This window comes from Pseudomonas sp. CFBP 5748 (assembly GCF_053850495.1).
Window position 1 is genome coordinate 264,259 of sequence record NZ_JBSPTN010000006.1, and the last position, 14,792, is coordinate 279,050.

The 14,792-nt window shown below is 58.8% G+C and carries 16 protein-coding genes; 8 read left to right on the plus strand and 8 right to left on the minus strand.

Annotated elements, in window-relative coordinates; all coding sequences use genetic code 11:
- The first annotated feature begins 70 nt into the window (after nucleotides 1-70).
- Nucleotides 71-859, plus strand: a complete 789-nt coding sequence (locus ACWNZ1_RS16165; protein WP_135846876.1) for a PhzF family phenazine biosynthesis protein — start codon at nucleotides 71-73, stop codon at nucleotides 857-859.
- Between the two features lie 107 nt (nucleotides 860-966).
- Here the strand turns inward: ACWNZ1_RS16165 and ACWNZ1_RS16170 are convergent, their stop codons facing one another.
- Nucleotides 967-2,076, minus strand: coding sequence for an ABC transporter ATP-binding protein (locus ACWNZ1_RS16170; protein ID WP_135846875.1), 1,110 nt, complete (start codon nucleotides 2,074-2,076; stop codon nucleotides 967-969).
- Nucleotides 2,073-2,993: an ornithine carbamoyltransferase gene (gene argF / locus ACWNZ1_RS16175; protein WP_135846874.1), complete on the minus strand. Its 921-nt coding sequence runs from the start codon at nucleotides 2,991-2,993 to the stop codon at nucleotides 2,073-2,075. Before argF ends, ACWNZ1_RS16170 begins: the two co-directional genes overlap by 4 nt.
- Nucleotides 2,994-3,399: 406 nt before the next feature.
- Between argF and ACWNZ1_RS16180 the strand changes: the two genes are divergently transcribed.
- The 3 genes from ACWNZ1_RS16180 (at nucleotide 3,400) to grxD (ending at nucleotide 6,358) form a co-directional block, all read left to right on the plus strand.
- Nucleotides 3,400-3,687, plus strand: coding sequence for a hypothetical protein (locus ACWNZ1_RS16180; protein ID WP_135846873.1), 288 nt, complete (start codon nucleotides 3,400-3,402; stop codon nucleotides 3,685-3,687).
- 131 nt (nucleotides 3,688-3,818) lie between these two features.
- A complete protein-coding gene (locus ACWNZ1_RS16185; RefSeq protein ID WP_256453634.1) occupies nucleotides 3,819-5,927 on the plus strand; it encodes a molybdopterin oxidoreductase family protein in 2,109 nt (702 codons plus the stop codon).
- Nucleotides 5,928-6,016: 89 nt separating this feature from the next.
- A complete protein-coding gene (gene grxD, locus ACWNZ1_RS16190; RefSeq protein ID WP_135846871.1) occupies nucleotides 6,017-6,358 on the plus strand; it encodes a Grx4 family monothiol glutaredoxin in 342 nt (113 codons plus the stop codon).
- Nucleotides 6,359-6,584: 226 nt separating this feature from the next.
- Here the strand turns inward: grxD and bfr are convergent, their stop codons facing one another.
- Nucleotides 6,585-7,058: a bacterioferritin gene (gene bfr, locus ACWNZ1_RS16195; protein WP_135846870.1), complete on the minus strand. Its 474-nt coding sequence runs from the start codon at nucleotides 7,056-7,058 to the stop codon at nucleotides 6,585-6,587.
- A gap of 199 nt (nucleotides 7,059-7,257) precedes the next feature.
- Nucleotides 7,258-7,476, minus strand: a complete 219-nt coding sequence (locus ACWNZ1_RS16200) for a bacterioferritin-associated ferredoxin (RefSeq protein WP_003178704.1) — start codon at nucleotides 7,474-7,476, stop codon at nucleotides 7,258-7,260.
- Nucleotides 7,477-7,793: 317 nt separating this feature from the next.
- On the opposite strand from ACWNZ1_RS16200, the gene ACWNZ1_RS16205 reads away from it, so the two are divergent.
- Nucleotides 7,794-8,396, plus strand: a complete 603-nt coding sequence (locus ACWNZ1_RS16205; RefSeq protein ID WP_047227018.1) for a peroxiredoxin — start codon at nucleotides 7,794-7,796, stop codon at nucleotides 8,394-8,396.
- A gap of 185 nt (nucleotides 8,397-8,581) precedes the next feature.
- Here ACWNZ1_RS16205 and rnt read toward each other — a convergent pair whose 3' ends face one another.
- Together rnt and pyrC are read right to left on the minus strand one after the other, a co-directional pair.
- Nucleotides 8,582-9,259 carry a ribonuclease T gene (gene rnt, locus ACWNZ1_RS16210; protein WP_123346475.1) on the minus strand — a complete coding sequence of 226 codons (678 nt, stop codon included), beginning with the start codon at nucleotides 9,257-9,259 and terminating at the stop codon, nucleotides 8,582-8,584.
- The gene (gene pyrC / locus ACWNZ1_RS16215) at nucleotides 9,256-10,302 is read right to left on the minus strand and encodes a dihydroorotase (RefSeq protein WP_135846869.1); all 1,047 of its coding nucleotides are present in this window, start codon (nucleotides 10,300-10,302) and stop codon (nucleotides 9,256-9,258) included. Before pyrC ends, rnt begins: the two co-directional genes overlap by 4 nt.
- 191 nt (nucleotides 10,303-10,493) lie before the next feature.
- Between pyrC and ACWNZ1_RS16220 the strand changes: the two genes are divergently transcribed.
- Entirely contained in the window at nucleotides 10,494-11,474 is a 981-nt protein-coding gene (locus ACWNZ1_RS16220; protein WP_135846868.1) for a flagellar protein MotY, read from the plus strand.
- Nucleotides 11,475-11,602: 128 nt separating this feature from the next.
- Nucleotides 11,603-12,820 carry an argininosuccinate synthase gene (locus ACWNZ1_RS16225; protein ID WP_003204943.1) on the plus strand — a complete coding sequence of 406 codons (1,218 nt, stop codon included), beginning with the start codon at nucleotides 11,603-11,605 and terminating at the stop codon, nucleotides 12,818-12,820.
- Between the two features lie 86 nt (nucleotides 12,821-12,906).
- Here ACWNZ1_RS16225 and ACWNZ1_RS16230 read toward each other — a convergent pair whose 3' ends face one another.
- Complete coding sequence (locus ACWNZ1_RS16230; protein ID WP_135846867.1) at nucleotides 12,907-13,407, minus strand: hypothetical protein; 501 nt, start codon at nucleotides 13,405-13,407, stop codon at nucleotides 12,907-12,909.
- 468 nt (nucleotides 13,408-13,875) lie between these two features.
- Between ACWNZ1_RS16230 and ACWNZ1_RS16235 the strand changes: the two genes are divergently transcribed.
- Nucleotides 13,876-14,502, plus strand: coding sequence for a response regulator transcription factor (locus tag ACWNZ1_RS16235; protein ID WP_135846866.1), 627 nt, complete (start codon nucleotides 13,876-13,878; stop codon nucleotides 14,500-14,502).
- A gap of 54 nt (nucleotides 14,503-14,556) precedes the next feature.
- On the opposite strand, the gene ACWNZ1_RS16240 is transcribed toward ACWNZ1_RS16235, so the two are convergent.
- Entirely contained in the window at nucleotides 14,557-14,739 is a 183-nt protein-coding gene (locus ACWNZ1_RS16240; protein ID WP_135846865.1) for a PA3496 family putative envelope integrity protein, read from the minus strand.
- Nucleotides 14,740-14,792: the final 53 nt, after the last annotated feature.

Sequence of the window (14,792 nt, forward strand, 5' to 3'; positions counted from 1 at the left end):
GCTGATCTGTCACTGGAAAACCGGGAGCGCGGGCCCTCATGCTGGCGCATCAATAAAAAGGAGAAGTGCCATGCAGCTTGCGTTTCATCAAGTCGACGCGTTCAGTGATCGGCCGTTTGGCGGTAATTCGGCGATGGTCTATCGGCTTGACGCCTGGCTTGCCGAGGACCTGATGCAAAAGATCGCCGCCGAACATAACCTGGCTGAAACCGCTTTTCTGGTACGCGAAGGCCAGTATTGGCATATCCGCTGGTTCACCCCCACCACTGAAGTCCCGTTGTGTGGGCATGCCACTTTGGCCAGCGCCTACGTGCTGTTCGAGGTCTACCACGAAACCGCCGAGCGATTGGATTTCATCTGCAAATCCGGGCCGTTGAGCGTCAGTCGCGAAGGCGATCGGTTGTGGCTGGATTTTCCCGCCATGATGCCTAGTGAGTTGGGTGCGTCCCTGGCCGTGCAGAGCGCCCTGGGTGTCGAAGCGGTGGATGTGCTCAGTTCGAACGTCCTGTTCGTGGTGCTGGAGTCGGAGCAGGCGGTGCTCGATTGCAAACCGGACATGGTGGCCCTGGCGAACCTGCCGTGGCCGGGCGCTATCGTGACTGCTCCGGGCAGCAAGCATGATTTTGTCTCGCGTTATTTTGCACCGGCGATTGGCATCAATGAGGATCCGGTGACGGGGTCGACCCATTGCAGCCTGATTCCGTACTGGTCCAAGCGCCTGGGCAAACAGGGGCTGACGGCTTACCAGTGCTCGGCCAGGGGCGGGGCGTTGTTCTGCCGGCTGGAGGGGGAGCGCGTGAAGATTGGCGGGAATGCGACGTTGGTGGCCAGCGGGACGTTGATGCTGGGTCAACACTGATCCTTTGTGGGAGCGGGCTTGCTCGCGAAGGCGGCACATTCAATATCAATGCAAGTTGAACCCACCGCTTTCGCGAGCAAGCCCGCTCCCACGATGGATTCGCGTTGTTAGCTGGCGGTGCTATAGCGCCGCACGCCACTGTCCACCGGCGGTATATGCGCAGCGGTACTGCCCGAGGCCTGGAACAGCACCAGGTGTTCAGCCGCCACGCGAATACCGACGGTGTCCCCGACCTGATGGTCGGCATGGCTTGGGAAGATCGATTCCAGTTGCGCGCCCGTCGGCAATTGCAGGCGATACAAGGTCGAGGCTCCCAGGAATGTCTTGCCGACAATGCTGGCTGTGAGCGGGCTGTCCGGTGCGTAGACGATATCGTCCGGGCGCAGCAGTACGTCCACTGCGCAGCCGATCGGCCACGTGTAGGCCCGGTTGCCACGCAGGATGCCCAGCTCGGTCTGCACCGATTCCGGGCTCTCGAGCCGGCCGCGAATGAAGTAGCCTTGGCCAATGAAACTGGCGACAAAGGGCGTCAGCGGTTCGTGGTACAGGTTGTAGGGCGTGTCCCATTGTTCCAGCCGACCTTCCTTGAACACGCCGACATGATCACTCACCGCGAAAGCTTCTTCCTGATCGTGGGTGACCAGGATCGCGCTGGTGCCACGGGCCTTGAGAATGTCCCGCACCTCATGGCTGAGCTTGCGTCGCAGCTCGCCATCGAGGTTGGAGAATGGCTCGTCGAGCAGCAGCAACTGCGGCTCAGGGGCCAACGCACGGGCCAGGGCCACACGCTGTTGCTGGCCTCCGGACAATTCGTGGGGAAAGCGCTTGCCCAAACTTTTCAGGTTGACCAGTTCCAGCAGTTCTTCGACGACGCGGTCCTGGTTCGGATGCTTGCGAATACCAAAGGCGATGTTCTCGGCCACGCTCAGGTGGGGGAACAGCGCATAGTCCTGGAACACCATGCCGATGCGGCGTTTTTCCGGGGCGAGGGTGAAGCCGGCGCGGGAGATGGTTTCCCCGGCCAGTTGGATCTCACCCTCGTGCACCGGTTCGAAGCCGGCAATGGCGCGTAACGTCGTGGTCTTGCCGCACCCGGACGAGCCGAGCAGGCAACCGATGTCACCAGCATTGAGGTGCAGGTTGAGGTTCTGCACCACCCGCTGGTGTTGATAGCCGCAGGCCAGGTTGTGCAAATTCAGCAGCAGCGAGTGGCTCATGCGTGGCGGTACGCTGGCTCGACAAGAAACTCGAGCAGGGCCTTTTGCGCGTGAAGCCGATTCTCTGCCTGGTCCCATGCCACTGAGCGTGGGTCGTCCAGCAAATCGAAACTGATTTCCTCGCCACGGTGGGCCGGCAGGCAGTGCATGAACAGCACTTGCTCATCCGCGAGGTCGAGCAGGGCACGGTTGACCTGGAACGGCGCGAACAGCTTGAGGCGCTTGGCGGTTTCTTCTTCCTGGCCCATGGAGGTCCAGACGTCGGTGCTCACCAGATGCGCACCGGCCACGGCTTGTTTCGGATCACGAACGATGGTCACTCGATCCCCGGCCCTGGCAACCAGTTCAGCGTTCGGGTCGTATCCTTCGGGGCAGGCGATGCGCAGCTGGAAGTCGAATTGCATCGCCGCTTCTATATAGCTGTTGCACATGTTGTTGCCATCGCCGATCCAGGTCACGGTCTTGCCCTGGATCGAGCCACGGTGTTCGAGGAACGTCTGCATGTCGGCCAGCAGTTGGCAGGGGTGCAGGTCATCGGACAGACCGTTGATCACCGGCACGCGGGAATGGGCCGCGAACTCGGTCAGGGTGCTGTGGGCAAAGGTACGGATCATCACGGCGTCAAGCATGCTCGACATGACGATGGCGCAATCGCTGATGGGTTCGCCACGGCCCAGTTGGGTGTCACGCGGCGACAGGAAGATCGCCTGGCCGCCCAGCTGGATCATGCCGGCTTCGAAAGAGATGCGCGTGCGGGTCGATGACTTCTCGAAGATCATCCCCAGCACGCGGTTTTTCAAGGGCTCGAACAGTACGCCGCGGTTACGCAGGTCCTTGAGCTCCACGCCTCGACGGATCACGCCGAGCAACTCATCGGGCGTGAAATCCATCAGGGAGAGAAAGTGCCTTGCGCTCATGATTGACTACCTTTTTTGTAACTGACCGCAGATGCTCAGAGCCTTGTTTATTCAAAAAACGGGCGAGACCTGCGGCAAAAGCCGCACGGGGCGACGAAAATAGGGGAAGGCGCGATATTGACATTAAATGTCGCGTCTTACCAATAGGCTACGGTGTTTAGGGGATTTCAGCGAGGCCATCGCAGGTCTGCGATGGCATGTATGAAGCCGGTTTCCTGACAGCAGCGGCCCATTTGTACACTGGCGTTGCGCAGCTTGGCAATCGAGCAGGGCGGGTATGGCGTAGTGGGGAGTCGGTCTGTGGCCTGTCATTCCAGGTTTTCGCCTGTCTGTTGTCGGGTGCGAAACATTTCCTAAAGCAAGGGGCTGGGTTATAAATGAGCCTCTAGACGCAGGAGCCCCCGAAATGGATTCGAAAGAGCAACAATTAATGGAACTACTGGGGCTGACGGCACGTTCCCTGACTCATCTGACCGCTTCGGTGACGTCCATGTCATTCGAATTGTTGCGCAGCGACGACGAGGTAACCAAGGCCGCAGGCCGCAGAATGATCGATCGCATGGCCACCATCAGCAATGGACTCGACGAGCATTGGCGCCTGATTGGCGAGCTGACGGGCGTGCCCATTGCCCAGGAGCAGGTGGAAACCGTCGAGGAAATCCAGCTGCTGGCGCCGCCTCCCGAGCGGCCTTGACGCCCCTGCATCGGCGGGCCTGATGCCCGGCAATTCACAGGACGAACGTCGCTGGCGCTGCTGGGGATCACGCGCCATAGTTTTGTTCCCGCGGCCGAAAGTGCCCGCTACGAATAAAACAGAGACTGGCCATGACCAAGACTCTCCACCACCGTGCGTGCCATCTGTGTGAAGCCATCTGCGGCTTGACCCTCGAAACCACCGAAACCGACGGCCAGGGCCTGGCGATCACCTCGATCAAGGGCGATGCGCTGGACAGCTTCAGCCGAGGCCACATCTGCCCCAAGGCGGTGGCCCTGCAGGATATCCAGAACGATCCGGACCGCCTGCGTCAGCCTATGCAGCGGATTGGCGACGAATGGCAACCCATTGCCTGGGACGACGCCTTCGCGCTGGTGGCCGAGCGCCTGGCGGGTATCCAGGAGCGCCACGGCCAGAACGCGGTGGCGGTCTACCAGGGCAACCCCAGCGTGCATAACTATGGGTTGATGACCCACAGCAACTATTTCCTCGGCCTGTTGAAAACCCGCAGCCGCTTCTCGGCGACCTCGGTGGATCAACTGCCTCATCACCTGACCAGTCATCTGATGTATGGCCACGGCCTGTTGCTGCCGATTCCGGATATCGATCACACCGATTTCATGCTGATCCTGGGCGGCAATCCGCTGGCGTCCAACGGCAGCATCATGACCGTGCCGGACGTGGAAAAGCGCCTCAAGGCGATCCAGGCCCGTGGCGGCAAAGTGGTGGTGGTTGATCCGCGCCGCAGCGAAACGGCGGCCATTGCGAACCAGCATGTCTTCGTGCGCCCCGGTGGCGATGCCGCGCTGCTGTTCGGCTTGCTCAATACGCTGTTCAGCGAGGGCCTGACCCGCGACAGCCATCTGCCGGTGGACGGCCTGGAAGAGGTGCGCGAGGCCGTTGCCACCTTCACGGCTGAGGCGATGAGTCCGCTTTGCGCCGTGCCAGCGCAACAGATCCGCCAATTGGCCCGGGACTTTGCCGCAGCGCCGTCCGCAGTGTGTTACGGGCGGATGGGGGTTTCGACCCAGGCATTTGGCACGCTGTGCCACTGGCTGATTCAACTGATCAATCTGGTCACCGGCAATCTCGATCGGGTGGGCGGGGCGCTGTGCACCGAACCGGCGGTGGATTTGGTGGCCACCACCTCGGGCGGGCATTTCAACCGTTGGCAGAGCCGGGTGTCCGGGCGTCCCGAGTACGCCGGGGAGTTGCCAGTATCGACCCTGGCCGAGGAAATGCTCACCGAAGGCGAAGGCCAGATTCGCGCGCTGGTCACCGTGGCCGGCAACCCGGTGCTGTCCACGCCCAACGGGCGGCAACTGGAGCAGGCGCTGGACGGGCTGGAGTTCATGGTCTGCGTCGATTTGTACATCAACGAAACCACGCGCTACGCCGACCTGATCCTGCCCTCGACCTCGGCGCTGGAAAACGACCATTACGACACCACGTTCAACCTGTTCGCAGTGCGCAACGTGACTCGCTTCAACCGGGCCATTCTGCCCAAGCCAGAAGGGGCGTTGCATGACTGGGAGATTTTTGTTGGCCTGGCCAAGGCCTTTGCGGCCCGAACCGGCAAGGAACTCAAACCGACCATGCCGCCAGCGCAAATGATCGATTTCGGTCTGCGGGCCGGGGCGTATGGCGATGCTTCGCCACACAAACTGTCCCTGGCGACCTTGTTCGACCATCCCCACGGCATTGACCTCGGCGCACTCAAGCCCAACCTGGCCCCGCGGTTGAAAACCGAAAACCAACGGGTGCAAGCCGCGCCGGCGGTGATACTCGCCGATCTGGAGCGTTTTGCCGCGTTGCAGGCTCCCGCACCTGACGAGTTGCTGATGATTGGCCGTCGCCATGTGCGCAGCAATAACTCCTGGATGCACAACTTCCACCGGTTGGTGAAGGGCAAGCCGCGTCATCAGTTGCTGATGCACCCGGATGACCTTGCCAGTCGCGGGCTTGTCGACGGACAGCGGGTGAAGGTCAGTTCGCGGGTGGGTATGATCGAAGTCGAAGTGCAGGGCAGCCTGGACATGATGAAAGGCGTGGTGAGCCTGCCCCACGGTTGGGGCCATGCCCGGCCGGGCGTGCAGATGACCATCGCCAGTGGCCAGCCGGGCTCCAGCGCCAATGACCTGACCGATGATTGTCAGCTCGATGAGTTGTCCGGCAATGCGGCGCTCAACGGCGTACCGGTGAAGGTGGCGGCTGCGTAAAATTGTCTCTGGAGCACGTTCGGCTTTCCGTTACAATGCGTCACCGTGTCGACAACTTAAGTCGCAAGAGTTTTAAGCCGAGGTGCTCCATGGATATCATCGAAACGATTAAAGACCAGATTGCCAACAACACCATCCTGCTTTACATGAAAGGCTCGCCGAACGCGCCACAGTGCGGTTTCTCGGCCAAGGCTGCTCAGGCCGTGATGGCGTGTGGCGAGAAGTTTGCCTACGTGGACATCCTGCAGAACCCGGAAATCCGCGCCAACCTGCCCAAGTACGCCAACTGGCCAACTTTCCCACAGCTGTGGGTAGGTGGGGAGCTGGTCGGTGGTAGCGACATCATGACCGAGATGGCCGCTGACGGCTCTCTGCAGGCCACGATCAAGGAAGCGGTAGAAAAAGCTGCGGCGAACAAGACTGAAGCCTGATCCATGATGATCTGTGTTCACCACATGATGAGTTGAACACGGACATGTGGGAGCGGGCTTGCTCGCGAATGCGGTGGGTCAGTTAGCACTTCTTTACCTGACCCACCGCATTCGCGAGCAAGCCCGCTCCCACAGTGGATTTTCGGTGGCCTGGGAATCCAGGCAATAAAAAGCCCCGCCTCTCGAAAGAGGGCGGGGCTTTTTAGTGGCTCACTGTCGGGGAAGGTTACTCTTCACCCATCTGCGATTGCAGGTAGTTCTCCAGACCGACTTTGTCGATCAGACCCAATTGGGTTTCCAGCCAGTCGATGTGCTCTTCTTCGGACTCGAGAATGTCCTCAAGCAGTTCACGGCTGCCGAAGTCGCCAACGCTTTCGCAATGGGCAATGGCGATTTTCAGGTCCTTGTGGCCGGCGCGCTCGATTTTCAGGTCGCACTCGAGCATTTCCCGGGTGTGTTCGCCGATGTGCAGCTTGTTCAGGTCCTGAACGTTCGGCAGACCTTCGAGGAACAGGATGCGCTTGATCAGCTTGTCCGCGTGTTTCATCTCGTCGATGGACTCGTGGTACTCGTGCTTGCCCAGCTTGTTCAGGCCCCAATCCTCGTACATGCGCGCATGCAGGAAGTATTGATTGATCGCGACCAGCTCATTGGCAAGGATCTTGTTGAGATGCTGGATGACTGTAATGTCGCCTTTCATGGTGAGGGCCTGTCCTGTAGGTGCTGTGTATAAGGCCGAGTTTGAGCCGCACATTTATCAGTGTCAAACCTAAGTTATTGAATAATAAATGAAAATTAATCGGAATAAGAATGTTTGTGTTCCGCGTCTGGAGGCTAAGCAATTGATTTACAGGCATAAAAAAACCGGACATTGAGTCCGGTTCTTTAGAAAGCTGGATTTAAGCGGCAGTAAATTCTACCGGATAAGGAATAGAAGCCTGTGCCGTTTGCACTTTGGCGAGGGTCTCACGGACCACTTCCTTGGCCAGGCAGGCACATTTGCCGCATTGGCTGGCTACGCCGGTGGCCTGGCGGACTTCGCGATAGCTGCAGCAACCTTCATAGATCGCTTCGCGGATTTGTCCGTCGGTGACGCCAGTGCAGAGGCATACGTACATAAGCAAGAACCGTCGCTGGTTGTGACTCAATTGAGACGGATCTTAATGTTAACGAGAATGATTGTCAAAGTGGTTTCTTAAACCCTTGTGCCAGAGCGGCGCCTGGCTGACGAACGGTTTTTGCCCGAGGCCATTGAGGTGTCATCAAGTGCTACAGAGATTTTTCTGTACCGCCGAAAAACCGTTGAAGACAGCCCAAATTCGCGGTGTATGATGGTCGGCCCTTGCAAAGCGGGTTCGTGTCACAGGGCTGTCGCCTGAGGGTGGCAGGCTGGCGCGGACCTTGTTTTTCACGTTACTACACCAGGAGATATCCAATGAGCGTACTCGTAGGCAAACAAGCCCCTGACTTCACCGTCCCGGCCGTGCTCGGCAACGGCGAAATCGTCGACAGCTTCACCCTGTCCTCGGCCATCAAAGGCAAATACGGCCTGGTGTTCTTCTACCCGCTGGACTTCACCTTCGTCTGCCCGTCCGAGCTGATCGCACTGGATCACCGCATGGACGACTTCAAGGCCCGCAACGTTGAAGTGGTTGCTGTTTCGATCGACTCGCATTTCACCCACAACGCCTGGCGCAACACGGCTATCAACGCTGGCGGTATCGGCCAGGTGAAATACACCATGGCTGCCGACATGAAGCACGAAATCGCCAAGGCCTACGACGTTGAGTCCGAAGGCGGCGTGGCTTTCCGTGGCGCGTTCCTGATCGACGACAAAGGCGTTGTCCGTTCGCAGATCATCAACGACCTGCCGCTGGGCCGTAACATGGAAGAGCTGATCCGTCTGGTCGACGCGCTGCAATTCCACGAAGAGCACGGCGAAGTCTGCCCGGCCAACTGGAAGAAAGGCGACAAGGGTATGACTGCATCCCCTGAAGGCGTTGCCGCTTACCTGGGCGAGCACAGCGACAAGCTGTAAGCGCAACAGGCATAAAAAACCGGCCCTCGATAGGGCCGGTTTTTTTATGGGTGTTTCTAGGCGGAGCATGGATCCCGTGGCGAGGGAGCTTGCTCCCGCTTGAGTGCGTAGCGCTCACAAAATCTTGGGGCGGCTGCGCCACCCAGCGGGAGCAAGCTCCCTCGCCACAAAGAGCCAGGCCGATGTCAGTCGTCGAAATCCTGCCAGCCACCCATCTGTTTCCAGCGGTTGACGATGCCGCAGAACAGCTCCGCCGTTTTCTCGGTGTCGTAACGGGCCGAGTGGGCTTCACGGCCATCAAAATCGATGTCGGCCGCCTGGCAGGCCTTGGCCAGTACGGTCTGGCCATACGCCAGGCCAGCCAGGGTTGCCGTGTCGAAGCTGGAGAACGGGTGGAACGGGTTGCGCTTCATGTCCATGCGCGCGACGGCGGCGTTGAGGAAACCCAGGTCGAAGCTGCTGTTATGGCCGACCAGGATCGCTCGCTTGCAACCGTTGGCCTTCAGCGCCTTGCGCACGCCACGGAAAATGTCGGTCAGGGCGGTCTCTTCACTCACCGCCATGCGCAATGGGTGATCGAGCTTGATCCCGGTGAATTCCAGGGCTGCGGCTTCAATGTTGGCGCCTTCGAACGGTTCGACGCGGAAGAAATAGGTGTGGTCAGGGAACACAAAGCCTTTTTCGTCCATGCCGATGGTGGTCGCGGCGATTTCCAGCAAGGCGTCGGTGGCGGAATTGAAACCACCGGTTTCTACGTCGACGACGACCGGCAGATAACCCCGGAACCGGGCGGCCATGGGGTGGCGAGCACCGCCCGAACCACCATTGCCGTCCTGTTCGTCGTCGAAATGATCTTCACTCACGCGTTTTCCTCCAGCAGGCGCCAGCGCAGTTTTTCACCGGCGCGCAGCGGGATGACAGTCAGCTCGCCGAAGGGCAGGCTGGCGGGGGCGGTCCATTCGTCGCGGACCAGGGTAATACGATCGGTGTTCACGGGCAGGCCATAGAACTGCGGGCCGTGCAGGCTGGCGAAGCCTTCGAGCTTGTCCAGCGCATTGCGCTGCTCGAACGCCTCGGCGTACATCTCTATGGCGGCATAGGCGGTGTAGCAGCCGGCGCAACCGCAGGCGGCTTCCTTGGCATGGCGGGCGTGGGGCGCCGAGTCCGTGCCGAGGAAAAACTTGGCGCTGCCGCTGGTGGCGGCGTCGAGCAGAGCTTCCTGGTGAGTGTTGCGCTTGAGGATCGGCAGGCAATAGAAGTGCGGCCGAATCCCGCCCACCAGCATGTGGTTGCGGTTGTACAGCAGGTGATGGGCGGTAATGGTCGCGCCAACGTTGGCCGGGGCCTCGTTGACGAACTGCACGGCATCACCGGTGGTGATGTGTTCGAACACCACCTTGAGTGTCGGGAAACGCTCCACGACGCGGCGCATGTGCTCGTCGATGAAGATTTTCTCGCGGTCGAACACGTCGACGTCGCCCCGGGTGACTTCACCATGGATCAACAAAGGCATCCCGACTTCGGCCATGGCCTCCAGCGCCGGGAAAATCTTGTCGATGCTGGTGACGCCGGAATCAGAGTTAGTGGTGGCGCCGGCCGGATACAGCTTGGCGGCGTGCACAAAGCCACTGGCCTTGGCGTCGCGGATCTCTTCGGGCTGGGTGCGATCGGTGAGGTAAAGCACCATCAGCGGTTCGAAGCGGCTGCCGGCCGGTCGTGCGGCGAGGATACGCTGGCGGTAGCCGTCGGCCTCGGTGGCGTTGCGCACGGGCGGAACCAGGTTAGGCATGATGATTGCGCGCCCGAAGGTGCGCGCGACATCGGCGACGGTATGGGTCAACACAGCACCATCGCGAAGATGAATATGCCAGTCGTCGGGACGCAGCAGGGTCAGGCGGTCGGACATTGGGGGGCTTCCAGGCGGGTCAAACTCTGGGGAATGCTACCGGAAAAGACCGATTCAGGCACCCGCTATCAAGTTCTGCCGCAACTTACCGATAGCTCCTACAGGTGTGCCACGAATCCGTGCAGTGCCCCGGACAGGCGTCATGCCCTCGGCATGTGTCGATCTTTGTATAAAAGTCAGTGGAGCCTCCCGTGCGCCAGCGTTATCTAGCCTTGCTCAGTGTGTTTGCCAGCCTTCCCGCCATGGCGCTCACTTTCCAGACCCGCCTGGAGAGCATTGAGTGGACGGTCGAAGGCGACAAGTTCGAGTGTCGGCTGAGCCAGCCGATCACCGATTTCGGCAGCGGCGAGTTCGTGCGTCGGGCGGGCGAGCAGGCCACATTCAGGCTCAAGGCCTATAACCCGATGCTCGGTGGCGGTTCGGCGACCTTGCTGGCGGCTGCGGCGCCATGGCAACCGGGGCGCGGCGACATCAACCTGGGCTCGGTCAGGATTGGCAGTGGCGATGTCTTGTTCAACAGCTCCCAGATCCAGGCAGGTCGCTTGATCAGTGGGCTGATGGACGGGCGCAGCCCTGTGGTGCGACGCAACACCGAGGACGGGCGGGTCTCGGAAGTCCGATTGTTGCCGGTGCGCTTCAATAAGGCCTTCAGTGACTATCAAGGCTGCGTGGCGAAACTGTTACCGAAGAATTTCGAGCAGATCAAGCAAACCCAGATCGGTTTCCCCGGCGAAGGGGTCGAGCTCGATGCTCAGGCCAAGGCCCAGTTGCAGGTGATGCTCGACTTCATCAAGGCCGACCCGAGCGTTAATCGTGTCGAGCTCGACGGTCACTCTGACAATAGCGGCAACCGTCTGACCAACCGTGAACTGTCGCGTCGCCGCGCCCTGGCGGTCCAGGACTTCTTCAAGGCCAATGGTTTCCAGGAGTCACAGATCACCCTGCGGTTCCATGGCGAGCGTTATCCCCTGGTGTCCAATACCAACGCCGCCAACCGGGCCAAGAACCGTCGCGTGGTCGTGCGCCTGGAGCGTGGGGCGCCGGTTGAAGCACCGGCACCCGCACCGCAGCCAGCGCCCGCTGTGGCTCCAGCCAAGGTCCCGGCGCCGGCCGCCGCTCCGGCCAAGGCACCGATCCCTACGGCCGCTCCCGCCGCTGCGCGGACGTCCTGATCCCGGGTTGATCGTCGCGCGGTCGACATAATCTGTCGCTTCGTCGTCATAAGCTGTCGCGCCCCTGTAAATTATCCGCATTGGACGTTAGACTTCCCGGCTTTCCGTACAACCCGTGGAGTGATGGCATGGCGGACGTAAACAAGGTCGTTCTGGCGTATTCCGGCGGCCTGGACACTTCGGTGATCCTCAAGTGGCTGCAGGACACTTATAACTGCGAAGTGGTGACCTTCACCGCAGACCTGGGGCAGGGCGAAGAAGTCGAACCTGCACGCGCCAAGGCTCAGGCCATGGGCGTCAAAGAGATCTACATCGATGACCTGCGCGAAGAGTTCGTCCGCGACTTCGTGTTCCCGATGTTCCGCGCCAACACCGTTTACGAAGGCGAGTACCTGCTGGGTACGTCTATCGCCCGTCCGTTGATCGCCAAGCGCCTGATCGAAATCGCCAATGAAACCGGCGCCGACGCCATTTCCCATGGCGCCACCGGCAAAGGCAACGACCAGGTGCGTTTCGAGCTGGGCGCCTATGCTCTCAAGCCGGGCGTGAAAGTCATCGCCCCTTGGCGTGAGTGGGACTTGCTGTCCCGTGAAAAGCTGATGGACTACGCCGAGAAGCACGCGATCCCGATCGAGCGTCACGGCAAGAAGAAATCCCCGTACTCGATGGATGCCAACCTGCTGCACATCTCCTATGAAGGCGGCGTGCTGGAAGACACCTGGACCGAGCACGAAGAAGACATGTGGCGCTGGACGGTCTCCCCGGAGAAAGCTCCTGATACCCCGCAATACCTGGAACTGACCTATCGCAACGGCGATATCGTTGCCCTGGACGGCGTGGAAATGAGCCCGGCCACCGTGCTGGCGACCCTGAACCGCATCGGTGGCGAACACGGCATCGGCCGTCTGGACATCGTCGAGAACCGCTATGTCGGCATGAAGTCCCGTGGTTGCTACGAAACCCCGGGCGGCACCATCATGCTGCGCGCTCACCGGGCGATCGAATCGATCACCCTGGACCGCGAAGTGGCTCACCTTAAAGACGAGCTGATGCCCAAGTACGCCAGCCTGATCTACACCGGTTACTGGTGGAGCCCTGAGCGTCTGATGCTGCAGCAGATGATCGACGCCTCCCAGGCCCACGTGAACGGTGTGGTACGCCTGAAGCTGTACAAAGGCAACGTGATCGTTACCGGTCGCAAGTCCGATGAGTCGTTGTTCGATGCCAACATCGCGACCTTCGAAGAAGACGGTGGCGCTTACAACCAGGCCGACGCAGCCGGTTTCATCAAGCTCAACGCCCTGCGCATGCGTATTGCGGCGAACAAGGGTCGCAAGCTGTTCTGACCCTGGCGATATGAAAACGGCCTGCCATGAGCAGGCCGTTTTTGTTTGTGGCTCCCTCCTGTTGTGCAGCGCTATTCCTTGAGCGCTCACCCCTCCTGCCTGTCCGGTACACCGTCTGCGTTGTCGCGGCTGTGCATGACGTACAGAACAATTTCAGTGTGTCCCGTAGCCGGCTTCAAGGGTTTGGCCCGATACACTGCAATCAGCTCTCCCGATGGGCTGAACAGCAGAAAAATGAACCGTTGTGGATCGTGTTTGCGCCGATGACCGCGCATGACTGATTTTTTGACTTTATCGGCCCGACGTAACACTCGTCTATGACGGCAGGTCGAGTCATCCATGGTCTTTATGAAGTGTTTGCTCTTGCGAAAATCTGACGGTGAATATAACGAGCGATAGTTGAAGTTGAGTGTGATGAAAAAAAGCAACAGCAGATAAAACGGAAAGCTGATCAAAAACCACAGATAATATTCACGGTCCTGGTCATCCAGGAAAGGCAGGGAAATCGCCGCAGAGGTTTCAGACAACGTGGCAAATATAGCGATCAGGGTCATGGGGTTGGTGATGGTTTTCAAAGGTTTGTTCATGGTGATGGCTCATGGTTATTTATGCTCGATGATTGAATGAAATGAGTGAGTTGTTAATGAATTGTCGGTTGACTATGGGGAGGGGTCATATCCTGTTTTGGACGTTGGGTTTGTGCTCGCTGGTTTTATATAAGTTTTAGCCGTGTTAGTGAGATTGTTGCTGTTTTATCGATAATAATTCAGTTACTTTTTATGAGTGGAATGACTTCTATCTCTCTGCATACGGGATAGCCAAGTGCAGAAAAACACATTGTCCGAAAAGGTGTCGGGTGGTTAGGGAGGGGAGTCAGCGTTCCGTGAGAAAATTTATGGCACATTATTTTCACGGTAATTTGTAGGATTTTTCTGTATTGCTTGTAGGTTGCGTCTCTCGGTGCGAGCACTCAGGGGGGGGCGGCATGCCAAGGTAGAAATGACTAGGCTATTGTGCGTGCTCTAAAAATTCGAACAGCGAAGTTGGATTTACCCATGAATAAAGTGCTGATCGTGGATGATCATCCCGTCATTCGTCTTGCTGTACGTCTACTAATGGAGCGTCATGGTTATGAAGTGGTTGCCGAAACGGACAATGGTGTCGATGCCTTACAACTCGCCCGTGAACTTGCGCCCGACATTGTCATCCTGGATATCGGTATTCCGAAACTGGACGGGTTGGAGGTTATCGCGCGCCTGACTGTCAACCCTTCACCGCTGAAAGTATTGGTGCTTACCTCCCAGGCGCCCGGGCATTTTTCGATGCGCTGCATGCAAACGGGCGCGGCCGGTTATGTATGCAAGCAACAGGACCTCACGGAGTTGTTGAGTGCGATAAAGGCAGTACTTTCCGGTTACAGCTACTTTCCCAATCAGGCATTGCATACGGTGCGTTCGAGTCTTGGCAACGCCAGCGAGTCCGATATGGTGGACCGTTTGTCTGGGCGAGAGATGATGGTTCTGCAGCAACTGGCGCGAGGAAAAACCAATAAGGAAATTGCCGATGGGATGTTTTTAAGCAACAAGACGGTCAGTACTTACAAGACGCGCTTGTTGTTGAAACTCAATGCACGCTCGCTGGTCGATCTGATCGAGCTGGCGCAGCGCAATGGGTTGGTGTGAGTTTTCGATCACGCGTACTCAGTAAAAAGCCTCCATCAGGGAGGCTTTTACGTGTCAGAGGTCAAAATCGTAATCGGCCAGTTGTTTCTGCAAGCGGCGCTCTTCCAGCAGGTTATCAATGGTGCGGCGTTTGCTCAGATTGGTTTTCGCCACTTCCACGACCACAGGTTCCGCGTCGTCAGCCTCAACGGCGATGAAATCGTCTTCTACATCCAGTTGTTCTTTGCCAGCACTCATGGGTTCGACTCCAGGCTAAGACTGCCATTGGCGCTCCTTATATCGATAAACCA